The organism is Micromonospora sp. CNZ299, assembly GCF_002754415.1.
Map to the genome: position 1 here is coordinate 997,116 of NZ_PEFG01000001.1, position 22,927 is coordinate 1,020,042.

At 72.5% G+C, this 22,927-nt stretch carries 22 protein-coding genes; 10 read left to right on the plus strand and 12 right to left on the minus strand.

From position 1 onward, the window contains the following. Nucleotides 1–8: 8 nt before the first annotated feature. The 4 genes from CLT68_RS04780 to CLT68_RS04795 form a co-directional block, all read right to left on the minus strand. A complete protein-coding gene (locus CLT68_RS04780) occupies nt 9–1,565 on the minus strand; it encodes a hypothetical protein (protein WP_143743130.1) in 1,557 nt (518 codons plus the stop codon). Between the two features lie 108 nt (nt 1,566–1,673). Continuing rightward, complete coding sequence (locus CLT68_RS04785; protein ID WP_088950525.1) at nt 1,674–2,678, minus strand: glycine betaine ABC transporter substrate-binding protein; 1,005 nt, start codon at nt 2,676–2,678, stop codon at nt 1,674–1,676. Between the two features lie 200 nt (nt 2,679–2,878). After that, a complete protein-coding gene (locus CLT68_RS04790) occupies nt 2,879–3,619 on the minus strand; it encodes an ABC transporter permease (RefSeq protein ID WP_088950526.1) in 741 nt (246 codons plus the stop codon). Next, nucleotides 3,616–4,302, minus strand: coding sequence for an ABC transporter permease (locus tag CLT68_RS04795; RefSeq protein WP_099849114.1), 687 nt, complete (start codon nt 4,300–4,302; stop codon nt 3,616–3,618). The genes CLT68_RS04790 and CLT68_RS04795 overlap by 4 nt, the downstream gene beginning before the upstream one ends. A gap of 2 nt (nt 4,303–4,304) precedes the next feature. On the opposite strand from CLT68_RS04795, the gene CLT68_RS04800 reads away from it, so the two are divergent. Continuing rightward, nucleotides 4,305–5,309, plus strand: coding sequence for an ABC transporter ATP-binding protein (locus tag CLT68_RS04800; RefSeq protein WP_099849116.1), 1,005 nt, complete (start codon nt 4,305–4,307; stop codon nt 5,307–5,309). 102 nt (nt 5,310–5,411) lie between these two features. Here CLT68_RS04800 and CLT68_RS04805 read toward each other — a convergent pair whose 3' ends face one another. The 7 genes from CLT68_RS04805 to folP all read right to left on the minus strand — a co-directional run bounded on the left by CLT68_RS04805 (nt 5,412) and on the right by folP (nt 10,014). Then, nucleotides 5,412–5,903, minus strand: a complete 492-nt coding sequence (locus CLT68_RS04805) for a hypothetical protein (protein ID WP_088950529.1) — start codon at nt 5,901–5,903, stop codon at nt 5,412–5,414. 65 nt (nt 5,904–5,968) lie between these two features. Next, nucleotides 5,969–6,277, minus strand: a complete 309-nt coding sequence (locus tag CLT68_RS04810; RefSeq protein ID WP_099856794.1) for a hypothetical protein — start codon at nt 6,275–6,277, stop codon at nt 5,969–5,971. A gap of 53 nt (nt 6,278–6,330) precedes the next feature. After that, a complete protein-coding gene (locus tag CLT68_RS04815; RefSeq protein WP_099849118.1) occupies nt 6,331–7,545 on the minus strand; it encodes an ABC transporter permease in 1,215 nt (404 codons plus the stop codon). 118 nt (nt 7,546–7,663) lie between these two features. After that, the gene (locus CLT68_RS04820) at nt 7,664–8,203 is read right to left on the minus strand and encodes a DUF3180 domain-containing protein (protein ID WP_099849119.1); all 540 of its coding nucleotides are present in this window, start codon (nt 8,201–8,203) and stop codon (nt 7,664–7,666) included. Between the two features lie 19 nt (nt 8,204–8,222). Then, a complete protein-coding gene (gene folK / locus CLT68_RS04825; protein ID WP_088950532.1) occupies nt 8,223–8,750 on the minus strand; it encodes a 2-amino-4-hydroxy-6-hydroxymethyldihydropteridine diphosphokinase in 528 nt (175 codons plus the stop codon). Further along, a complete protein-coding gene (gene folB / locus CLT68_RS04830; RefSeq protein WP_099849121.1) occupies nt 8,747–9,115 on the minus strand; it encodes a dihydroneopterin aldolase in 369 nt (122 codons plus the stop codon). The genes folK and folB overlap by 4 nt, the downstream gene beginning before the upstream one ends. Beyond that, nucleotides 9,112–10,014 carry a dihydropteroate synthase gene (gene folP / locus CLT68_RS04835; protein ID WP_099849122.1) on the minus strand — a complete coding sequence of 301 codons (903 nt, stop codon included), beginning with the start codon at nt 10,012–10,014 and terminating at the stop codon, nt 9,112–9,114. The genes folB and folP overlap by 4 nt, the downstream gene beginning before the upstream one ends. A 356-nt stretch (nt 10,015–10,370) precedes the next feature. On the opposite strand from folP, the gene CLT68_RS04840 reads away from it, so the two are divergent. From CLT68_RS04840 to CLT68_RS04870, 7 genes are all read left to right on the plus strand, one after another. Further along, nucleotides 10,371–10,685 (plus strand): hypothetical protein, encoded by a 315-nt coding sequence (locus CLT68_RS04840; RefSeq protein ID WP_074315118.1) that lies wholly within the window; start codon nt 10,371–10,373, stop codon nt 10,683–10,685. Between the two features lie 13 nt (nt 10,686–10,698). Next, nucleotides 10,699–11,061 carry a hypothetical protein gene (locus tag CLT68_RS04845; protein ID WP_007466101.1) on the plus strand — a complete coding sequence of 121 codons (363 nt, stop codon included), beginning with the start codon at nt 10,699–10,701 and terminating at the stop codon, nt 11,059–11,061. A 70-nt stretch (nt 11,062–11,131) separates the two neighbouring features. Next, the gene (locus tag CLT68_RS04850) at nt 11,132–14,545 is read left to right on the plus strand and encodes an ATP-binding protein (protein ID WP_099849124.1); all 3,414 of its coding nucleotides are present in this window, start codon (nt 11,132–11,134) and stop codon (nt 14,543–14,545) included. A gap of 1 nt (nt 14,546) precedes the next feature. Further along, entirely contained in the window at nt 14,547–16,502 is a 1,956-nt protein-coding gene (locus CLT68_RS04855) for an MFS transporter (protein ID WP_099849125.1), read from the plus strand. Next, on the plus strand, nt 16,499–17,056 hold the full coding sequence (locus CLT68_RS04860; RefSeq protein WP_099849127.1) for a hypothetical protein: 558 nt from the start codon (nt 16,499–16,501) through the stop codon (nt 17,054–17,056). The genes CLT68_RS04855 and CLT68_RS04860 overlap by 4 nt, the downstream gene beginning before the upstream one ends. After that, complete coding sequence (locus tag CLT68_RS04865; protein WP_099849128.1) at nt 17,053–18,213, plus strand: M23 family metallopeptidase; 1,161 nt, start codon at nt 17,053–17,055, stop codon at nt 18,211–18,213. Before CLT68_RS04860 ends, CLT68_RS04865 begins: the two co-directional genes overlap by 4 nt. Nucleotides 18,214–18,226: 13 nt before the next feature. Beyond that, nucleotides 18,227–18,826, plus strand: coding sequence for a hypothetical protein (locus CLT68_RS04870; RefSeq protein WP_099856796.1), 600 nt, complete (start codon nt 18,227–18,229; stop codon nt 18,824–18,826). A 3-nt stretch (nt 18,827–18,829) separates the two neighbouring features. Here CLT68_RS04870 and CLT68_RS04875 read toward each other — a convergent pair whose 3' ends face one another. Further along, nucleotides 18,830–19,393, minus strand: coding sequence for an Rv0361 family membrane protein (locus CLT68_RS04875; RefSeq protein WP_099849130.1), 564 nt, complete (start codon nt 19,391–19,393; stop codon nt 18,830–18,832). A gap of 195 nt (nt 19,394–19,588) precedes the next feature. On the opposite strand from CLT68_RS04875, the gene CLT68_RS04880 reads away from it, so the two are divergent. After that, nucleotides 19,589–22,150, plus strand: coding sequence for an FtsK/SpoIIIE domain-containing protein (locus CLT68_RS04880; protein WP_099849132.1), 2,562 nt, complete (start codon nt 19,589–19,591; stop codon nt 22,148–22,150). Between the two features lie 28 nt (nt 22,151–22,178). Then, the gene (locus tag CLT68_RS04885; RefSeq protein WP_099849134.1) at nt 22,179–22,898 is read left to right on the plus strand and encodes a hypothetical protein; all 720 of its coding nucleotides are present in this window, start codon (nt 22,179–22,181) and stop codon (nt 22,896–22,898) included. Nucleotides 22,899–22,927: the final 29 nt, after the last annotated feature.

Consider the following 22,927-nt stretch of genomic DNA (forward strand, 5'->3'; position numbering starts at 1 on the left):
CTGACCGGTCAGCGCCAGCGGTCGCCGGGCGGGGTGCCACCGGCACGCGGTACGTCGTCCTGCGGCGGGTAGCCGTAGCGCTCGTCGACCCGGCGCCGGCCGGCCCGTTCCGGGGCGGGTTCGGCCTGGTGGCCGCGCTGGCGCGGTGGACGCCACTCGTCCGGCACCGGGACGCCACCCGTCGGCAGCGCCGGCCGGTCCGTCGGCTCGGCCCGGTGGTACGACTCGCGCTCCTCGTGCCGGCGCGGCTCGTCATAGCGGTGCGCATCCTCGTGCCGGCGCGGCTCGTCGTAGCGGAGCGGCTCCTCGTGTTGACGCGGCTCGTCGTAACGGCGTGGCCCGTCGTGGCGGCGCGGCTCCTCGTGGCGGCGCGGCTCCTCGTGGCGGACCTCGGCCCAGCGGTCGGCCACCCGGTATTCGGTGCCGGTGGCGTCGGCCTGCACCTCGGCCCGGCGCTCGCCGACCCGCAGCTCACGGCCGTTCTCGTCGTCGCGGACGGCGGCCCACCGGTCGCCGGCCCGCAACTGCGACCAGTACTCGCCGGTGTCGTCGGCTCGCAGAGGTGGCCCGGGCTGCGGTGCGGCACCCGCCCGGTCGCGCTGCTCGGACCAGCCACGATCGTCCGGGCTGTCCCAGGAGGGCGCGTCGGGCCTCTCCGGTGTGCGGTGCGACCGCGCCGCCGGGCTGGGCTCGTCGGGCTGGGCGTACGCGTCGCGCGGATCGGTCCACTCCTGCGCTGGCGGGGTCCACTGGCCCGCGTATCCAGCGCCGTAACGCCCAGCCGGCTCGGCCGGCCCGCCATCCACCACCGTGTGCCTTGTGGTGACGTGCACGGTTTCGGTGTGCCGGACCACGCCCGGCCGGTGCCCCGGTTCGGGGCGGTCGTGCTCCCGGGGGCGGGCTGAGCCGTACGCGGCGGCGGCCGGCCGTTCCGCGCCGTACATCCCGGAGGCGGCCGGCGGCGTCGCAGCCTCCCGTGGGTACGCCGGCTCGTCGTCCTCCCTGTGCTCGGAGCGAGCCCGCCGGGGTGCGTCGGCCGGGCCCGTGACCCGGGCGCGGCCCGCGGACGCCTCACCCGGTGCCTGGACCCGGCTGCGAGCCACCGGCACGTCGTCCACGGGTGGCTCGACGGCTGGCACCCGCGCCCGCCCGGCGCCGGCCGGCTCGGCGGCGGGGGCGGCGCCGGCGAGGGCGGCACCGCTGGCGTCGAGACGGCGACGGACCGCGACGATCCCCTCCTGGGCCCGTTGCGCCTGGTCGAGTGCCTGGTTGCCGCGTTGCGCGGCGGCCACGATCTCGGCGCGCAACTCCCGCCGGAGTTCCTCGATCTCGTCCAGCAGCTCGTCGGCTCGTGCCGAGGCGCCCTCCGCGTCGGGACGCAACGCGATGGAGAGACCGATCAGCACCACCGCGAGGATCGCGAGCACCGCGGCGAAGCGCAGCGGCCCGTTGCCGTCGGCGACCAGCAGGATCAGCGCCGCCACCGGCGCCAGAGCGACGCCCGCCCAGAAGAGCATGGTCAACAGCGGCGGTTGTCGGGCTTCAGAGGTGGCCGGGGCTGGCATGGATGTGCAGCCTACCGAGGAGATTCGCCGGAGGGAACGGGGTCCCGGACGCACGGACGCCCCCGCCCGGGTCGGGGCGGGGGCGTCCTCAGCGCCTGGGGGGAGAGGTCAGCTCGTGGCGAAGGCGCCGTCCGAGGAGAAGATCAGGCCCACGCTGATCGAACCGTCGCGCAGGCCGCTCTTGGTCAGCGGTCCGCCCTGGTCCAGCGAGGAGAACTTGCCCACCGACAGCCCGTAGGTCTTTTCCAGACCCGGCTTGCAGAACGGACGCTGCTCGCACTCCGGCGGGCCGCCCAGCACGGTCGCGCTGCCGGAGCACTTCGCGGCCAACTCGGACAGGGTCCGAACGCCGTACTTGTCGGCGAAGGCCTGGGTCACCGCGAAGGCGTTCTGGTCCTGAGCAGCGGCCGGGGTGCCGAAGGTGAGGCCGGCCTTGTCGCCCTCGGTCTTCAGCGCGGTCACCGTCGTGTTGATGTCGGGCGAGGAGATCGGCTGGGCGTTGGCGCCGTTGGCCTTGGTGTTGAGGAACTCGGCCATGGTCGCCGCGTACTCCGGGACGACCTGGATCTCGCCCTTCTCCAGCGCCGGCGCGTACAGCTCACGGTTGCCGATCTGCTGCACCTTGACCTGGTAGCCCGCGGCGGTGAGCGCGATCCGGTACAGCTCGCCCAGGATCTGACTCTCGGCGAAGTTGCCGGCACCCACCGTGATGTCGCCGCCCGGGCCCTTGGCGATGCCCGCGGTGAGGTTGTTCGCGCTGGCGAACTCCTCGGCCGCCACCTTGGGGGTCTTGCGGTCCTCGTTGACGGCCTTGTTGAGCTGGATCAACTTCGGGGTGTCGAGCGCGGTGGAGACCTTGTCCAGTGCGGCGATCAGCTGCGGGTTGGCCGCCTTGCTGTTGACCGCGGGAATGACGTTGTCGGAGTTCTGGAGCTTCTTGTCGTCCTGCAGAGCGATGAGCTGCTGACCGGCGACCGGGGCGCACCCGGCGCCGGAGGCGCTCGTCTGGGGTGCGTCGGTGCCGGACGAGCCGGCGCCACCGCATCCGGTGAGGAGTGCTGCCCCGGCGACGACGCCGACAGCGCCGATCGCCAGACGTGAACCTGCGCGCATGTGCCCGCCTTCCGTGTCCCGGCGCGGCCCGTTCGGGCCGGCCGCGTGTCCGACGGGCGATCCTGACTGTCGGCCGCCCGCGAATGTCCACCCAACATCCTCCGGAACCGACCGACAACCTGAGGTGGACTTCGTCACCGCATCGTCACCGATCGGATGGATGCGGGTCGTCGGCTCGACGCAGGGCTCACCCGGACGGGTCAGGCGTTCCCGGTGGCGTCGGCGGGCCGGGGCCGTCCGAGGCGCTGCCGGCCGCGCCGCAGTGGCCGGGGGGTGACCAGTCGTTCGACGCCGCCGAGGACCACCTCGGCCAGCAGCGCGAGCCCGGCCACCAGCACACCGCCGGCGACGATCTGACCCCCGCCGACCGCGACACCCAGGCCGAACCCGGTGCGGATGATCTGGCCGAGGCCACCGCCGTTGACGAACGAGGCCAGCGCCGCGGTCGCGATCACCTGGACCGCCGCGGTCCGGAAACCGGCCGCCAGGTAGGGCACCGCGAGCGGCAACTCGACCCGGCGCAGCAGCTGCCCGCCGGACAGGCCCATCCCCCGGGCCGCGTCGCGGGCCTCCGGGTCCACCTGCCGCACCCCGGTGTACGCGTTGGCCAGCAGCGGTGGCACGGCGAAGACGGCCAACGCCACCACGACCGGCGTGCGCCCGAAGCCGCTGGCGAAGACCACCGGCAGGATGGTCAACAGCGCCAGGGTGGGGATGGCCAGGGTGGCGTTGGACACCAGCACCACAAGGCCACCGCCCCGGCCGAGGTGCCCCAGCCAGAGCCCGACCGGCCAGGCCACCAGGCAGCCGAGCGCCACCGCCATCGCCGAGATCGTCAGGTGCTCACCGAGGCGGTCCAGCATGCCGCCGGGGTTGGTCCAGTTGAGTGGGTCGTTGATCCAGACGATCGCCTGGCCGATCGGGTTGTCCGCGACGCTCACCGTGCCCTCCGGGCGGACCAGGGGGTCACCAGCCGGGCGACCAGGACGAGCAGCAGGTCGAGCACGACCGCGAGCGCCACGCAGAGCAGCGCGGCGGTCATGATCTCAGCCTTGTAGAGGTTGTTCTGGAAACCCGCGAAGATCAACTGCCCGAGACCGCCGTGCCCGACCAGCACCCCGACTGTGACCAACGCCACGGTCGAGACGGTCGCCAACCGTACGCCGGTGACGATGCCCGGCAGCGCCAACGGCAGATCGATTCGGAACAGCCGCCCCCACCGGCCGTAGCCCATGCCCTCGGCGGCCTCGCCGACCTCCGGAGGCACCTGGTTGAGCCCGGCCACCACATTGCGCACGATCAGCAGCAACGCGTAGAGGACCAGCCCGACCAGCACCGTGGTCGTCCCGGTGCCCAGGTAGGGGGCGATGAACGCGAAGAGCGCCAGCGACGGGATGGTGTAGACGACCCCGCTGACGGCGAGGATCGGGCCGGCGAGCGGGCGGAACCAGTACGCCAGAACGGACAACGGCAGGGCGATCAACACCGCGAACAGCACCGCTCGCCCGGTGAGGGAGGCGTGTTCGCGCACCGCGGCGAGGATCGTGTCAGAGTTGTCCCGCACGTACTGCCAGGAGAACCAGGGGTTACCCGGGTCGGCCCGGTAGCTCAGGCGGAAGGACATACGTGGACGTTACCCCGGAGGCCGGCGACGTGGCCGAATCCCCTCGCGCGGCGCCGATCCGCCTACAGGGCATCCAGAAGCGCTACCCGAACGGCACCGAGGCCGTCCGGGACCTCAGCCTGGACGTCCGGGCCGGCGAGCTGGTGGTGCTGATCGGCCCGTCCGGCTGCGGCAAGTCGACAGTGCTGCGCATGATCAATCGCCTGATCGAGCCGACCGCCGGCCGGATCCTGCTGGGCGACGAGGACGTCACCGACGTCGACCCGGTCCGACTGCGCCGCCGAATCGGTTACGTGATCCAGAACGTCGGCCTCTTTCCACACCAGACGGTCCGGGCCAACGTGGCCACAGTGCCGGGCCTGCTGCGATGGCCAAAGGGCCAGACCCGGGCACGGGTCGACGAGTTGCTCGACCTCGTCGGGCTGGACCCGGCCGAGTTCGGCGGTCGCTACCCGCACGAGCTGTCCGGCGGCCAGCGGCAGCGGGTGGGGGTGGCGCGGGCACTCGCCGCCGACCCGGTGGTGCTGCTGATGGACGAGCCGTTCTCGGCCGTCGACCCGATCGTGCGGGCGCGCCTCCAGGAGGAGTTCCTCCGCCTCCAGGCCGAGGTCCGCAAGACGATCGTGCTGGTCACCCACGACCTCGACGAGGCCGTCCGGCTCGGCGACCGGATCGCGGTCCTCTCCGAGGGCGGGCACCTGGAGCAGTACGACACGCCTGCCGCGTTGCTCGGCGCACCCGCCACCGCGTTCGTCCGCGAGTTCGTCGGCGCCGACCGGGGCATCCGCCGGCTGGCGGTCACTCCACTGGACCGGGAGTCGCTCGAACCCGTACCGGGGGACGCCGCGGTTGACCTGCCGACCGTCGCGCTGGACGGCTCCGCCTACGACGCGCTGGCCGTCCTGCTCACCTCCGGACGGGACCAGCTCGTGGTGACCGACGGCGGCCGACCGGTGGGCACGCTCAGCCGACAGCGGCTGCTCGACCTCGGCCGCCCAGCAAACTGAACTGACGACGACCGGGCTGCCGCAGTCGGCGGCCCGGTCCCGCTGCCGGAGGCGGTCACGTCCAGGTGGCCGCCGGCCGTCCGGACGACCGGGCCGACCGGCTCAGGCGCGACCGCCGAGGCTGGCGGTGCCGATGATCCACCCGGTCAGGAAGCCGTAGCCGGCGCCCGTGCTGGCATCCTGCAGGGCACCCAGCATCGACGGGTTCGGCCCGAGCAGCGCCGCGAGCACGGCGGCGAGCCCGCCAGCCAGCACGTACGCGGCCCAGCCGGAGAAGAACTGGCTGACCGAGCCGGGCACCCGGGCGACCTGGGCGGCGGGCAACAGGTAGAGCAGGCCCACCGCGAGAATCACCAGCAGCACAGCCCGTACGTCGGCGGCGAACAACCCGCCGGCCTGCCCGTCCGCGTCGAGCCGCCAGGCCGGCCACGCGAGCAGGCGCACGTAGAAGGCGGCGGCCGAGTCCGGGTCGGTCTGCGTACCGGCCCAGCTGGTGAAGGCCGGGCTGCCACAGATGCCGACCAGCAGCAACACGGCGAGAGCACCGGTGCCGGCCGCCGTGCCGTAGCGCCCGACCGGGCCGGACCGGTGCATGAGCGACGTGATCCGCCCAGGCCCCGAACCGGTCGTCCGGGCGGACCTGGGCTGCCCCGAGCGGCTCAGTGCTTCATCAGGTAGTCGATGAAGGCGGCCCGCAGCAGTGGCGCGGACTCCTCATAACCGTGACCGGTCAGCTCCCGCCACAGCGCGTTGGCCTCGTCGATCGTCGGGCCGATCGAGTTCGGTGCGCCGTCCAGCACGGTGGCCTCGTCCGCGTTCGGCAGGTGCCGCAGCACCGACCAGTAGAACTTGACGTCGCGACGCTCCCGGGCCAGGGCGAACGCCCGCTCCCGCAGCTCCTCGGTGGACAACGCGTCGAGTTCCTCGAACGAGGTTCCGCCGGGGGCGGCGGCAGGTATGTCGGTCATGTCGCCGAGCCTAACGGTCGAGATCAGCCCCGGCCCGGCGGACGCGACGCGGCTCACCGCTCGTCGGTGTCCCACCGGCGTGGGCTGTCCTCCCAGCGCGGATCCCGCCACGGGTCGGCTGGTTGGGGCGCGGCGGGAGTCGGCAGGGTCGGGGGCCAGTTGTCGACCGGCCGCGACTGGGGCATGGTCCAACCCGTGCTGATCGTGCCGTCGCCGACCGGCTCGGGCCGGTCGGCGCTGCCCGGTCGGGGCCGCCCGAACGTCTCGACCAGCCGGGTGACCAGCAGGCCGACGCCGAGCGCCACCCCGCCGACCGCCCAGTTGCTCAACGTCCAGCCACGCTCCGGTGCGTACGTCTGGAAGAGGGTGACCACGCCGACCGCCAGCACCGTGCCGAACACCCCACCCCGACGGCCGTACGCGCTGGTGCCCGCGAGCATGGCCACCCCCACCGCCAGCACCGTCCAGTCCAGGCCCGAGGTGGGCGCGACCGCTTCGAGGCCGTTGGCGGCGAACAGCACGCCGGCGAGGGCGGCCAGCACGCTGGAACCGACCAACGCGACAGCGGTGACCACTGCGGCCAACGTGCCCCGCCGACGGGCCGGATCGGCGATCGGCCGGTACCGGCCGGCCAGCCGGCGAACAGCCCGGGTGGCGCCGAACAACCCGCCGAGGATGGCCACCGCGGCGAAGCCGGCGATGAGATACCCGGCGTTGCGCCCCGGGTCGTAGTCGCCCTGCACCAGCACGGGCGCCGACCGACGTTCGATGTACACCACCACACCGGCCGCGCCGGCCAGGCTGGCAGCCCAACCGGGCACGTGCAGCACCACCACGACCAGCGCCAGCGCCAGCCCACCCAGCGCCGCGACGCCCACGGCCGGGCCGACCGACGCCGGCAGGCCCCGATCGCCCTGCTCGGCGTAGTGCAGGGCGGCGGCGAGCCCGATCGGCCCGACGGCCAGGTTCGGTGCTGCCGTTCGCAGGCTCAACCCGGCAGCCAGGGTGAGCAGCCCCAGCCCGACCGCGGCGACCAGCAGCGTCCGCAGGTTGTCGCCCCGCAGGGCGGCCGAGTCTTCCTGCCAGAGCAGCCAGCCCAGGGCCGCCAGCCCGGCCAGCAGCAGGAACTCCCAGCCCAGGTGCACGCCGATCCGATCCCGGCCGGGCTCTCCGTGGGTGGGGTCGTCGAAGACGTTCTCCAGAACGGCGGCGGGCACCCCCGACGAGGGTTCCGCCGACCGGTCCCGGCCCGCTTCTTCGTACCCCATACGCCGCCTCCCCAGTGGCCGGCCGTCCCCGGTCCGGCGCGCGGACGAACAGGGGGCGGCCCTTGCTCCCCGATCGCAGGCACCGTACCCGCGCCCGCAGCCGGGCGTAACCCCCTGCTCAGCGCTGGCCGGGGCGGCTCTCCCGTGGGTCCTGCTCACGCTCGTCGTCGGGGCGTTCCGGCACCCGGCAGGAGCGCTCCAGCCACAACGCGGCACCGACCAGAGCCAGCGAGGCGAGCAGGCCCCCGGCCGCCGCCGGACGGTCGTCGAGGGCGGCGCGGGTGGTCTCCACGAAGAGCCAGCCGGTGAGCCCCGCGTAGAACCCCGCGAAGATGGCCGCGGCCAGTGCCGACGCCTTGGCCAGCACCACGAAACGCGCGACCATCAGCGGGTCGACCGGCTCCCGGCCGGGCTTGCGCTCGATCCGCCCCCGGGTGTTGATCGCGGCGTACGCCTCGAGCACGGCGAGCCCGGCCAGCGTCACCACCGGCAGCCAGGGCAGCCGGGGGATGCCGCTGTAGTAGAGAGTGCTGATCAGCAGCCAGGCCACCGCCGCGGCGGCCAGGGCGGCCACGACCAGGGTCGAGATCCGGGTGGGACCCATCCTGGACCGGTCCGGGCCCGACCCGCCCGGTGGTGGGGACTTCGCCTGCGTCATGCCGGCCGGCTCCGCTCGGTCATGCCGTCGACTCTAACGCCAACTCCGGCCGAGGACGCAGTTCCAGCGCCTCGTCCGCAGCGGGGCCGGTGGTCAGCAGGTCGGTCAGCCAGCCGTGACCGGGCAGCCGACCGTACGGCTGGATGTCGATCCACGGTCGCAGCACGAAAGCGCGCAGGTGCGCCCGTGGGTGCGGCAGGGTCAGCTCCGGGTCGTCGCTGAGCACCGGCTCGTCGTCGTCGCCCCAGACGGCGATCACGTCCACGTCCAGGGTGCGCGGCCCGAACCGCCGCTGTGGGTCACGCACGCGACCGGCCGCACGCTCCGCGTCGCGGGCCCGCTCCAGCCAGTCGCGCGGTGTCGCGCTCTCGTCCTGGACCAGCAGCACCGCATTGAGGTACGCGGGCTGGTCGGCGTCGCCCCACGGTGGAGTCTCGTACACCCCGGAGAGCACGAGCACGGCGTCGCCGAGCGTGGCGACAGCCGTGCGCAGGTGCTCCAGACGGTCGCCCAGGTTGCTGCCGAGCGACAGCACGGCCCGGGTCACCGGGCACGCGCCCGGGTCATGGTGACGGCCACATCACTGAAGGTGTGCGGCACCGGGGCCTCCGGTTTGTGCACGGTGATCGTGGCGACGCCGACCCGCTCGTCGGCCAGGCAGACCGCGAGGAGCCGGTCCGCGAGGGTCTCGATCAGGTTGACCGGCTCGCCGGTCACCACGGCGACCAGGCGTTCGGCCAACTCGCCGTAGTGGACGGTGTCGGTGACGTCGTCGCTGGCAGCGGCCGGGGCGAGGTCCAGTTCGAGGACGGCGTCGACCACGAAGTCCTGCCCCTGCGCCCGCTCGAAGTCGTACACCCCGTGCCGGCCGTGGGCCCGCAGGCCGGTCAGCTGGATCCGGTCCGTCGTCATCGTTGCACCTCTTGCCGGTGGTGGTGGCTACGCACGCCCTGCTGGCGGTCGTGGTGCGCGCCGGCCAGGCGCGGGCTGCCGGTCGCGACCCAGACGGCGAGCGCGTCGGCGGTGGCCCGCACGTCGTGCACGCGTACGCCCCAGGCGCCCGCGGCCACCGCCAGCACGCTGGTCGCCACTGTGGCCGCCTCCCGCTCGGCGGTCGGCCGTGGGGTGCCGTCGGGGGCGGCCAGCAGCCCACCTAGATAGGACTTGCGGCTGGCCCCGAAGAGCAACGGGTAGCCGAGGTCCAGCAGCTCCGGAAGTCGGGCGCTGAGCTCCCAGTTGTGCGCGGCCGTCTTGGCGAAGCCGAGGCCGGGGTCGACGACGAGACGGTCGGCGGCCACCCCGGCGGCGAGCGCCGCGTCGATGCGTTGGGCCAGCTCGGCTCGGACGTCGGCCACCACGTCGGTGTAGGTGGCCAGCTCACGCATCGTGCGGGAGTGCCCCCGCCAGTGCATCAGCACCCAGGGGCAGTGCGCGTCGCGGACCACGCGGGCCATGTCCGGGTCGGCGAGCCCGCCGGAGACGTCGTTGACCACCGCCGCACCGGCGGCCAGGGCGGCTTCCGCCACCCGCGCTCGGCTGGTGTCGATGCTGACCGCGACGCCCGCCGCGGTCAGCTCGCGGATGACCGGCAGGACCCTGTCGACCTCGGTCGCGGCGTCGATCCGCTCGGCGCCCGGACGGGTCGACTCGCCGCCGATGTCGACCAGGTGCGCGCCAGCGTCGCGCAGACGGACGCCGTGTCCGACGGCCGCTTCGAGGTCGGCGTACCGTCCGCCGTCGGAGAAGGAGTCCGGTGTGACGTTGAGGACGCCCATCACCACCGGGCCCGGAGCCCGCACCAGATCGGTCACGACTAGACGGTACCGGTCGCGGCAGCGGCGTTCGCCGGCCCGGGTCGGGCTCCCATCACCACCCCTGACGTGCTCGTTAGAACAGGTGTACGATCGGTCATTCGGGCAGCATCGGGCAGGCCCTTCGCGGCTTGTCGCAATCCGGGGCGGCCCGTACGCTTTGGAATTGGCCAGCATCGAGATGGCGAAGCTTGGAGGGAGGGCCGAAGCGGGGGAAAACCGCCCAAACCTCGCCACCCTCCGTGGTGAGTAACGAACGCAGGGTCAAGAACGCTGCGCCCTGTGGAGCACATTTCCCGCCAGGTTCGTCCATTGCACCGCCGCGGCACCGCCGGCCGCGCTATGGGGAGGTTCCAGTGATCGCCTTCGAGCTCATGGAGACGGCGTCTTCGGGCGTCGCCCACGCGCTCTCCACTCTGGCGTCGACTCCACTCGCGGAGCCGGCACCGAAGGGGATCGACACCAACAGTGTCGTCACCTTCTTCGCCAGCAAGATCGCGCCGATCCTGCTCGCCGTCCTGGGCGTCATCTTCATCGGTCGCGCCAGCCGGGGCGAGATCTCCAAGGTGCTGACCAGCTCCGCGATCGCCATCGTCGGGCTCGCGTTCATCGCTGGCGCGGCAACACTCTTCTTCGTCGGCGATTACCTGATCGACCTGATCTTCGAATAGGCGCGTTCACCAGATGCGGCTGCGCACCGACGACGACATCTACCGGGCCCGCCTGGTCTACCTCGGGCCGCCCGGTTACACCCTTCCGGTCCACCTGCCCTACGCCCAGTACGGGCTCTTCATGCTGCTGGTCCCCCTCTACATGTTCATCCACTGGCTGTTCACGTTGACGGTCGAGCTCTTCCCGGCCTGGGAGATCGCGCTCGCCATCGTGACCACGTCGTTCATCTTCCGGCACGTCGACCCCGATCGGCCGGCGCGGGTGGTCATCCGCACCGCGCTGACCGACTGGCGACGCACCCGGGAGCCGGCGATCGAGCAGCGCGATCCGCGTCTGGTCGGCAGCCGGATCAGGATTCGGGAGGAGCTGGCATGACCGGGCGTACGCCGATCGGTCCGTCGCACGACGCGGGCGACACCGTGCCCACAGTCGCTGAGGCGGTCGCATGAGCCGCTCTTCCACGCCGGGTTCTCCGGCCGGCCGCCCGGCCGGGCCGGCAGGTCACCGTGCGCACTCGTTCGACTACACCGAGGACGAGGACGAGGTGGCGCTCGACCCCGCGCTGGTGACGTCACCCGGCCACGGCGCGGTCGGCGTGTTCCAGGCGCCCCGGCCGATTCCGCGCCGGACGCCCCCGGCCGAGCCCAGCGCGGTCTCGGCCGGCGAGAACGCCGACATCGACTCCCCTTTCCTGGACCTCTTCGGCGGGGCCCGGCCCGGCGGGGCGCGAGCCGTCAAGGCCGGCCCGAGCACCCGGGAGCAGCCGGCGATCCCGCAGCAGCAGCTCCCCGCACCAGCTCGACCGGCTCCCGAGCTGGAGCCACCGTGGACGCCCGACGACCAGGCCGGCGGCCGCAGTGTCGAGCCCCGACACGGCGGCGCTCACCTGGGCGGTGAGTCACGGGTGCCGCATCAGGCCGGCGATCGGCTGCCGATGGTCCGTCCGCCGCGCGAGCCCGACGTCACCCCCGACGGCACATCCGGGTCTCGGACCAACGGCCCGACGACCCGACAACCTGACACCGCACCCGCCGCACGGCCGACGGCAACGCCGTCGAGTCGACCAACGGCACCGGTGGACCAGCCAGTGTCACCGGTTGGCGGGCCAACCGCCCCGGTGGATCGCCCGGCAGTCCGCGCGAGAGCGGCCCGGCCAGCTCTGGAGGGGCCCCAGCGCCGCGCCGCCGACTCGGAGCGACCCAAGGGTGCCGGGAAAGAGGTCGCCCCACCCCGCGAACGTGGTGCCAGCCGCCAGGACCGACCGACCAAGCCGACCCGGATCCGCGCCCCGAAGATCAAGTTCGGTGACCGGGACCCGTCGGTCGAGCTGGCAATCACCGAGATCGCCGGTCACCTGACCTTCACTCCCAACACGGTCACCGCCTGGTACTGGCTGCCCGAGGTTCGCTGGGCGTTCCGCCCGGACGCCGAACGCGAAGCGTTGTTGTCGGCGATCTCCGAGCAGTACGCCGGCCTGGCCGGCTTCCGGCTGCACCTGCGCCGCACCACCCGGCCGTTCCCCGCCGACGAGTGGGCGCGCACCATCGACGCCCACACCGCCGCACCGCTCGCCGACGTTCCTGGCACCACCGGCTGGGCCGACCACCTGGTCGCCGCCCAGCGGCACCTGATGGCCGTCAACCACGCCGAAGGCCAGACCTACCTCGGTGTCACCTTCGCCCGCCGATCCCTCGGCGACTCGCTCACCGAACGCCTGCTGCGCACCTTCGGTCGGGGCACCGCCGACGGCGAACGCCGCAAGCTGGGCCGCACCGTGGAGCAGTTCGACGAGGTGCTCGGCGCATTCGGCATGCGCGGTCGCCGGGTCACCGCACAGGAGCTCGAATGGCTGCTCTACCGCTCGGTGGCGCTGTGCATGGCACCCCCCGGGCGGCTCTCCCCGGTGACCAACGGCCAGTGGGAGCGCGGTGACCTGCTCGCCCTGACCGAGCAGGTCGAGCGCTACCGCACCCCGTACGGCTCCACAGTCAAGCTGGTCAACCGGATGACCGGCGAGGAACGGCACGTGGCCGTGCTCGCGGTCGGCCGGATGGAGCCGCTGGAGATCCCGGAACGGCACGAGCCCTGGCTGCACTTCCACGAGCGGCTGCCCTGGCCGATGGAGATCTCCACCCGCGTCGACATCCTCGGCTCCGGCGACTCCTTCCGTAACCTGGAACACCGGCTACGGATGATCCGCTCCCAGCAGCTCGACTACGCCGAGCACGGCATCGACGCACCGCCGGAGCTGGAGCGACTGGCCAAGCGGGCGCTGGTGATCGGCGACGAGATGACCACCGGCCTGCCGGTCGACTCGGCCCGCGCGCACGGCTGGCACCGGATCGCCGTCGGCGGCCGGACCAGGGAGGAGTGCATGGAGCGGGCCCGCCGGCTCATCCAGCTCTACTCCCGGGAGCTGCGCATCTCGCTGCAACACCCGAAGAACCAGGACTGGCTGGCCCGCGAGTTCATCCCCGGCGAGCCGATCGCCAACACCGGCTACGTTCGCCGCATGCCGGTGCCGCTGCTGGCCGCCGCACTCCCCCAGGCCGCATCGAACGTGGGCGACCGGCGGGGCGACCTCATCGGCCGGACCGCTGGCACCTGCCGCCGCCCGGTCTTTCTCGACCTGCACTTCCCCATGGAGGTCCGGGAACGCTCCGGGCTCGCTGTCTTCGTCGCCGAACCGGGCGGTGGAAAGTCCACCCTGCTCGGCGCGCTGGGCTACCTGGCCGCCCGCAGAGGTGTCCAGGTGACCCTGCTCGACCCGTCCGGGCCGCTGGCCCGACTCTGCGCCATGCCCGAGCTGCGGCCGTACTCCCGGGTGTTGAACCTGACCGGCTCGGAGCACGGCACCCTGGCGCCCTACTCGCTCATCCCGACGCCACTGCGCAGCGAGTTCGGCGCCGGGGCCGCCGGTGACCGGGAGTTTGAGATCGCGGTCTCCAACGCGCGGGCCGAACGGCGAATGCTGGTCCAGGACATCTGCATGATGCTCGTTCCGCCGCAGGTCGCCCGGGAGGCGTCGACCGCCACCCTGTTCCGGCACGCGGTCCGTCAGGTCCCCGCCGAGGAGACGTCCACCCTGGACGACGTCGTGAGCTGCCTCGGGCGCCTCGACGACGACGCCGGCAAGGAGCTGGCCAACCTCCTGCTGGACACCGCCGAGATGCCCCTGGCCATGCTCTTCTTCGGCCGGCCACCGGAGGGGCTGCTCGGCGCCGACGCCGCACTCACCGTGATCACCATGGCCGGGCTGCGGTTGCCCGACCTCAAGATCGAACGCGAGTACTGGTCAGCCGAGGAGGCACTGGCCCTGCCGATGCTGCACACCGCGCACCGGCTCGCCGTACGCCGCTGCTACGGCGGCTCGATGTCGTCGCGCAAGCTCGTCGGCCTGGACGAGGCGCACTTCATGGAGGGCTGGCGATCCGGGCGTTCATTCCTGGTCCGGCTCGCCCGCGACTCCCGCAAGTGGAACCTCGCCGCGCTGGTCGCCTCGCAGAACCCCAAGGACATCCTCGGCCTCGACGTGCAGAACCTCGTCTCCACCGTCTTCGTCGGCCGGATCGCCGAGGACGCCGAGATCGCCTCCGAAGCACTACGACTGCTGCGGGTGCCCGTCAACGACGGGTACGAAGCCACCCTCGCCTCACTCTCCGCCGCCGACACCAGCTCGTCCAACCGGCTCGGCTTCCGCGAGTTCGTGATGCGCGACGTCGACGGGCGGGTGCAGAAGGTCCGCGTCGATGTCTCGTACGTCGAAGGGCTCCTGGACCACCTCGACACGACGCCCGCCGCGATCGCCGCGGCGGCCGGAGTGCTGCCGAGCATCCCCCTGCCGGACCTGGAGGCGTGACATGGCGAGGGCCCGAGCGAGGATCGTGTCGTTCCTGCTCGCCCTCGGCGTACTGGCCGGGGCCTCCCTCAGCTGGCCGCTGATCGGAGCGGAAGCCGCAGCCGCCGCACCGCCCGTGGCCCAGGCCCGCGCCGACCTCTGCACCACGGCCGAGTGGCAGGCTGACTTCCGGGCCTGCGTCGGGAAGCTCCAAGCGGTCAGTGAGGACGAGGTCAAGTGTCGTAACGCGCCGACCCCCGGCACGCCGGACTCTGGACTCGCCGGCTGGTTCGCCGGCCGGCCAGACTCCGCCAAGGAACTCGGGCCGAAGGGGCTTTACAGCGACTACGGCTACGCCGGCTACAGCTACCCGACCTACGACATCCCGGGCGGTTGCGCGTCGTCGGTCCTGCATCCGGACTACAAGTTCACCACCACCGTGGCGAACGGGGAATTCATGATCGCCACCGCGATCGTCGGCGCTTCGAACGCGCTGCGGGAGCGGGCCTGGGATCCGCGGTCGATGTGGGGTTGGGCCGATCCGCTGGTCGAGCAGGCAACCAAGGCCGTTTACCAGAAGGTCTTCAGCGTCTTCGGCATCGTCACCCTCTGCGTGGTGGGGCTCTATCTGCTCTGGCGGTCCCGCCAATCGGACATGAGCAACGCGATGACCACCGCGGGCTGGGCGCTGCTCGTGATGGTCGCGGTCACGGCCCTGGCAGCCTGGCCGGTCAAGTCGGCGAACATCGCGGACGGCACGCTGGTCACCACGTTGGGTGTGGTGCATGACGCCGTGGGTCCTGCGGCCCGAGACACCCCACCGGATCAGTGCGACGATTCGACTCCCGGAGCTTGTAAGGACAATCGGCCACCCGCTGTGCGAGCCAGTGACACCGCCACCGAGGCGATGCTCTACCGGAACTGGCTGCGTGGAGTACTCGGCTCCGCCGACAGCGAGACCGCTCGCAAGTACGGCCCAGCCTTGTACGACGCGAAGGCGCTTTCCTGGGACGAGGCAGAGAAGCTGCGCGCCAACCCGGCTACCCGGGAGGCGACGATCAAGGCGAAGCAGCAGCAGTGGGCGCGGGTGGCCCAGCAGATCCAGACCGAGGACCCGGAGGCGTACGAGTATCTCCAGGGTGTGCGGGACATGGATCGGGTGGGCGCGGGATTCATCGCGGTGCTGGCCGCGTTTCTGTTCGCGATGTTCGACCTGACTGCGTCGTTGCTGGTTCTGCTGGGCTTCCTCATCTTCCGGTGGGCGGTGATCGCGGCACCCATTCTCGGCACGGTCGGTCTGCTCCGGCCGGCCAGCGCTGGGCTGCGCCGGCTGGCGAATGCGGTCGTCGCCGCAGTCTTCAACATCGCCATCTTCGGCACCGGGGCTGCCATCTATCTGTTCGCTGTCGACCTGATCATGAGCACGCCCACCCTGCCGGGCTGGCTCCAGGTGGTGCTGGTCTGGCTCTGCGGCGTGGTCGGCTGGCTGCTGCTGCGGCCGTACCGGCGAATCACCCAACTCGGCGGCAAGGACAGCAGCGAAGCGGTCAGCTCCGCCGGGTCCTGGCACCGCCGGTTCTTCCGGGACATGCGGACAGCCGCGAGACTGGACGTGGCCGAGCCGGGTGGCACGGCCGAACCGGTGGGTGGGCTTCGACGGTCGCCGAACGCGGAGCAGACCCGGCTGCGCCCGGAGGCCCGCCGGGAGGACCCGGTCTCCACGCCAACGGTTGTTGCCGAGGGCCAGCGTGCTGGCGCCGGGCGACCCGACGGTCGGGAACGGCCCGACGAGGCACCGGCGAAGGAGACCAGAGACCGAGGTCGCCCGGTCGCCCCCCAACCTCGCCGCCGGCAGCCGGCGACGTGGACCGAGCCGGACGTGCCAGCCGAAAACCCGTCGTTTGTGGTCTACCGTCCGGGCTCCTCTGAGCGCACGCCGGACCGGACCGGACCCCGGGTGCGTTCAGAGGCACGGTGACGGCGATGCGACGGGCCCTGGAGTTTCTCTTCACCCGAGCGCTGCGGTCCCGGCTGGGCGTGGCACTGGTCATCGCGGTGATCGTCCTCGGTGTGCTCGGGGCGGCACGGCTGATCTCCGACCCGGCAGATCCGGCGGACGGGTTGAGTAACCGGCCGAACCGGCCGATCACCACCGTGGACCCGACGGCTGGCGACGATGGCGTGCTCACCAGCCCGGCGCCACCGTCACCCGTGACGTCGCCCGGCGCCGGCACGCCGGAGCAGACCTCCGACCGTTTTGCCGCAGCCTGGCTCGGCCGACCTGGAATCACCGCTGAGCAGTGGCAGGACGGCCTCAAGCCGTTGTCCACACCGGCGCTGACCGAGAAGCTCGCCGGTGTTGATCCCGAGGGCGTCCCGGCTGAAAAGGTCAGCGGCGCACCGTCGGTGCGGGCGCGCACCGAGACGTTCGTCGAGGTACTACTGCCGCTCGACAACGGCCAACTGCGGCTGGAACTGGTGGCTGCGGATGGCGGCTGGCTGGTCGACGTGGTGGATTGGGAACGGCCATGACCGGCGCCAGCCGGCAGTCGGTGCGGATCGGCGTGATCGCCAGCATCCTCACCGGTGTGCTTCTCCTCCTCTGCTGCACCGGGGGTACTGCGGCGTTCTTCCTCAGTGGGCTCGGTGGCGACGGTGAGGACGGGGACTCCTTGGCAGGCTTCGGCTGCGGCCCGATCCGCCCGGTGGACATCGTGGGCGAGCTGCCGCGGTTCACCGAGTACGGCGACGCACAGGTCCGCAACGCCGCCATCATCATCAAGGTCGGCCAGGACCTGGGGGTGCCCTCCCGGGGCTGGGTGATCGCGCTGGCGACCGCGATGCAGGAGTCCGCGCTGCGCAACCTGGCGAACAGTGACGTGCCCGAGTCCCTGGCTCTGCCACACGAGGGCGTCGGCGCGGACCACGACTCGCTGGGCCTGTTCCAGCAGCGGCCGGGGTGGGGCTCGGTCGCCGAGCGGATGACCCCCTCGTACACGGCTGGCAAGTTCTACGAAAAGCTCGTCAAGGTCCGGAGCTGGCAACGCCGACCGCTGACGGTGGTGGCGCAGCAGGTTCAGATCAGCGCCTATCCGGACGCGTACGCCAAGCACGAGGAGCTGGCCAGCAAGATCGTGGATGCGCTGGCCGGTGGGGCGGCCCGCACCGTCGAGATCAACGGCAAGGCGGTGTGCGACGCGGCCGAGCGTGGCGAGATTGCTGCCTCCGGCTGGACCGCGCCGATCCCTGGCGACGTCGGTTCCGGCTTCCGCACCGCCAGCCGGCCCAGCCACAACGGGGTGGACATCGGCGCGGCCAAGGGCACCGAGATTCGCGCAGCCGCAGCCGGTCGTGTGCTGGTCGCCCGCTGCGACCCGGACAACAGGGGCCGGCGGGACTGCGACGTGGACGGGTACCCCGACAAGGGCGGCTGCGGTTGGTACGTCGATCTGCTGCACGCTGGCGGCTACATCACCCGGTACTGCCACATGGTGGTTCAGCCGCGCGTCAGACTGCATCAGATCGTCCCGGCCGGTGAGGTCATCGGGCAGGTTGGCAGCAGCGGCAACTCGTCCGGGCCGCACCTGCACTTCGAGGTGCACCTGCGCAATGACCGGTCCAGCCGGGGCGCGGTCGATCCGGTCCCGTTCATGCGCGCACGGGGTGCCCCGCTGCGCGCCGCCGAGTGAGACCGCCACGGGGATGACCGGACCGCTGCCGGACCCGTTCGCCGACCAGCCCGACTGGGCACCACGGCCACCCCGTCCGCTGACCATCGTCCCCGCCACCGAGCGGGTGGAGCTCCGCGGGCGCCGGGTTCTCGTCGGGCTGCCGGGGCTGGGCTGGCGCGGCGACCTGCGCGCGGACGACCGGGTGGTGCAGAGCGCCAGGACCTACGTGCCGGTGATCCCCGAGCACGAGTGGTACCGCGCCGAGGCCGACCAGGTCGAGGTGTTCGCGCCGCTGGTGCCGGTGGAGCGGGTCTGGGTGGAGACGGTTGGCGCCCAGGTTGGTTCGGAAGGTGCCCGGGACACCGGAATCCGGCTGGTCTCGCTGGACGGTCCGGCACACCGGACCCCCACACCGGTCTTCGAGGCGGACGCCGTCACCGGGCGCCGGGTCGTGCATGTCGAGGGCGGTCTGGAGCACCGCGACCTGCGAGCGGTCACCGAGACCTACTCCGGTGCCGAAGGGGACATCTGCGTCCGGATCACGCCCGAGGTGGAGTGGTACCGCTGGGCCTGGCGCGGTCAGTCACCCACCACGCTGGAGGTCCCGGTCCATCTGTTGTGGATCGAATAAGAGTCAGCTGGCCCGTTCGCCGCCACAGACTCGCCAACCATCGTCATCCTCAACGACGCTGAAGGTCCAGTCCTCTCGCCGGCTGCTCCGGGGAACACCCTCCGCAGAACCAGCAATCGTCAACGTCGTCTCAACGGATTCTCCGTCACGAGATGGCGTGCGAACCAGCGGGCCCCAACTGACTCGCACGGTGACATTGAATTTCGACTCACGTTGCTCAGCCTCTGTTCGTAGGTCCCGAACGGGTTGAAGGTCGGCCCCGCGTTCGCAGGTGTAGAGAGCGGCCCTTGCGTCGTTGCGATCCACGAGGAATGCGCGCAGGTAGTTGTCCACCGCCACGTCGGGTGCGCTGCGATCCGGGGCCGCCGCGCGGTTGTACAGCACATATCCCGCAATGATCCCGCCCAGGCAGAGCAGCGCCAGCACCCCAGCCACGACCGTGAGCACCGTCCGCATTCGGCGGCGAGGCGGCTGCGGCGCCGGCGTTGGCGCGGCCGGCGGCAGTTGCTCGGACGGTGTCCGTTGGGCCGGTACGCGGGAGACCTGGGAACCGGCGGGGGGCTGCACTGATTCCACCTCCTGAAGTTATCGGCTGGACGCCCCGGAGCCAATAGCCTCAGATCCAGCGGATCGTGACGGACCCCTCCCCACCGGTGAGATCCACGACATCCCTGGCGCATCGCCGGGGCACCTCCCGGAGGAGCGGACCCGGCTGGGATACCGTCTCTGCTCGGGAGGGGTTGCCAACCTCGGGCAGAGGGGGTGGACGCGGTGGCCGGTCCGAAGGCACGTACGAACCGCGCCGCAGCTCTGCACCGCCGGGCGGCGGCCGTCGCGACCGCCGCTGCCGGGATCCTGGACGAGACCCGACCCGCTCCGGCCGATCAGCGCCGCCAGTACGAGGTGGCCGACCGCCTGCGGGAGGTTGCGGCACGACTGGCGCCGGGTTGGTCGGGCGCGGCTCTGGACTCGCTCACCGTGGACACTCCGGCGGGTGACTGTCCGCCGCCGTTCGTCCGGGTCGGCACGGCGGCGCCGTTGGACGACGCCCGTTTTCCCGCGTTGGTGCCACTGGTCGGCACCGGGCATCTGAGCGTGGACGCTGACGCCCGGGAGCCGCGGGTGGCGGGGTTGCTCCGGGCCGTACTCCTGCGGTTGTTGGGTGCGGCACCGGCGGGTGCCCTGTTGATTCGCGCGGTGGATGCCACGGGTGTCGTGCTGACGCCGTTCGGCGCGCTCGCTGATGCTGGCCTGCTGCCGCCGCCGGCGGTGGACGTGGCGAGTCTGCGTGCGGTGCTGACCGAGGCGGAGCAGTGGGTCACGCCGGGTGCGAGCGGGCGACGTCGCCACGACCGGACGTTGTTGTTGGTGGTCGCGGCGCTGCCGGATTCGACCGGTCCGAGTGATCTGGCGCGGATCGAGGCGCTAGCCGAGCAGGGGCCTGCTGCGGGGCTGCACCTGGTCGTGGCGGGCTGGCCGCCGGCGGGCCCGTATTCGGCCCGGGCGCCGCTGCCGCACACCACCTCGTTGGTGCTGCGCAACGCGTACGCGTTGCTCGGTGATCCGCCGGGGTCGTCCTTCGCCGGGCCGGGCGCCGATCCGCCGGGTGGGTTGAACTCACCGGTCTTCGTCGAGTCGGACCCGCCGGCTGAGCTGGTCAATGCGGTCTGTCGGCGGCTCGCCGAGCAGGCGGAGGCGGGTTCCCGGTTGGGGTTGGCGGCCCTGTTGCCGGTGACGGGTGAGCGGCTGTGGGAGTCGAGTTCCGCAGACGGGTTGACGACCACGGTCGGTGACGCCGGGGGCCGGTCGGTGCCGTTGGGCTTCACCGAGCTGACTCCGCACTGGCTGGTGAGCGGCCGGTCCGCCGGGGGTCGCGCGGCGTTCCTGACCACCGCGTTGCTCGGTCTGGCCGCCAGGTACGGCCCGGACGATCTGGCGCTCTACCTGGTGGATCTCGGTGACGGTGAGTCCTTCGTGGAGTTCCTGCAGACCGAGCGCGACCGGTCGTGGATTCCGCAGGTGCGCGCTGCCGCGATGGCCGCCGACCGGGAGTACGTCCGGGATCTGCTCGACGAGCTGACGGCCGAGGTGCAGCGGCGGACGGAGGCCGGTGCGCGGGCTGGCGGGCAGCGCTTCGCGGAGTTGCGTCAGCATCGGCAGCTGCCGCGGATCGTCTGTGTGTTGGACAATGTGCCGCTGCTCTTCGCCGAACGGGACCGGTTGGCGGCCGAGGTGGCGGCGCAGTTGGACGGGCTGGCCCGGGCCGGTCGGGCGTACGGCGTGCATCTGGTGCTGGCCGGTGCGGGTGAGCTGGGGTTGAGTGCCCGCGCGGATGCCGGTCACCGGGATTCGGTGCTCGGGCAGTTCCCGGTGCGGGTGGCGTTGCCGGGTGGCAGCCCGGTGTTGGAGCCGACGAATGATTCGGCGGCTGGTCTGCCGGTGGGCAGCGCGGTGGTCAACACCGCTGGTGGGCTCGGTGGTCCCCGGGGCGCGACCCGAGGTCACGAACGGTTGATCCGTCACCCCGACCCGCAGGACCACCCGGATGTGGTGGAGGCGCTGCGGCACGAGCTGTGGGCGGCCCGGCCGGCCGGTTCGGTGCCACCTGTGGTCTTCGCCGGTTACGCCCGACCCCTGTTGAGCAACGATCCGCGACACCGGGCGGCCCTGGCGGGGCAGGCCCACGGTCCGGCCGCTCTGCTGGGTCGTGCGGTGGACGTGACCCGCTCGACGGTCGCCGTGCCGTTGGGGCCTGCGGCCGGGCGCAACCTGGCGGTGCTGGGGTCGGGTGTCGCAGCGGGCGGGCTGCTGGTCACGGCAGCCCGGAGCACCGCGGACCATCACCCGCCGGGCACCGCCCGTTTCCTGGTGGCGGCACCGGACCCGGGCTCCCGAGCGCTGGCGGAGGCGTTGACGGCCGAGTTGGCGGCCCGGCATTCGGCCGAGATGGTGGATCTGCCGACGCTGCTCGCGGACCCGCCCGACGAGTTGCCGACGTACCTGGTGGTCTTCGGCTTGGACCGGCCGGGTCCCCGGGAGCTGCCGGTGGACCGGCTGCGGGCGCTCCTGCGGGACGGTCCACCGGCCGGCAGACACCTGCTGGGCTGGTGGCGGGCGGTGCCGCCGTTCGCCGCGCTGTTCGAGCCGGCGGGCGAGGTCGACAAGCTGGCCGCCGTGGTCGTGTTGGACGTGCCGGTCGCGCAGCTCACTCCGGTCTTCGGGCGGCCGGTGGAGTGGCGGGCCCGCCCCGACCGGGCGGTGCTCTGGGACGGCCCGGACGAGCGGGGCCGGGTCCTGGTGCCGTTCGCCGACGAGGCCGGCTGATCCGGTGACGCGAGCGGGGGGTGTCGAGATGGGTCCGAACGCGACGGTGACCGGGCCGGGGCGGCAGCGGGCCGCTGCGGCGGGCGGAGACGCCACGCCGACGGCGATCGAGCCCGGCGCGGCCTGGGGTGAGTATCTGGCCGCGGCACGTCAGCTGGACGGGGTACGCCGCAGCGCGGCTGCCGCAGCGGGTGAGCAGGCCCGGTCGGCGGAGGCTGCCCGGGAGGAGCTGACGGTGGTCCGTAGTGGGCTCGCGAGTCAGCAGGAACTTCTGCGGGAGCTGGGCGTACCGGCGATCTCCCTGGTGCCGTCGCCGCCGGAGCTGACCGAGGCGGCCCGGTCGATGGCGGGCGGCCCGGCTGCGGTGTTGGCGGCGCTGCGGGCCGCGCGAGGTCGGGCCGAGGCGGCGGACGCGGCCCTGGCCGCGCGCGGTCGGTTCCGGCCGGGGTCGTGGCCGGCGCGGGCCCGCAACCTCCTGGTGTACGGGCCGTTCGCGCTGGTGGTGCCGCTGATCCAGGTCGCGGTGTACGCGGCCACGGGAATCGGGCCGGCCAGTGTGGCGGCGTTGATCTGCGGTCTGCCGATGCCGGCGGTCGCGTTCGTCGCCGGGTGGGTGGGCATCGGTCGGTTGTTCCGTGTGGGCCCCGCCGAGCGGCTGGACCGTACGGTCCGCTTCGGTGCGCTGGTGTGCCTGGTGCCGGCGGTGCTGGTCACGGCAGGCCTGTTGCTGGCCCTGCTGGCCGGCTGACCCACCGGGGTCTCCCGGGAGGACGGGCA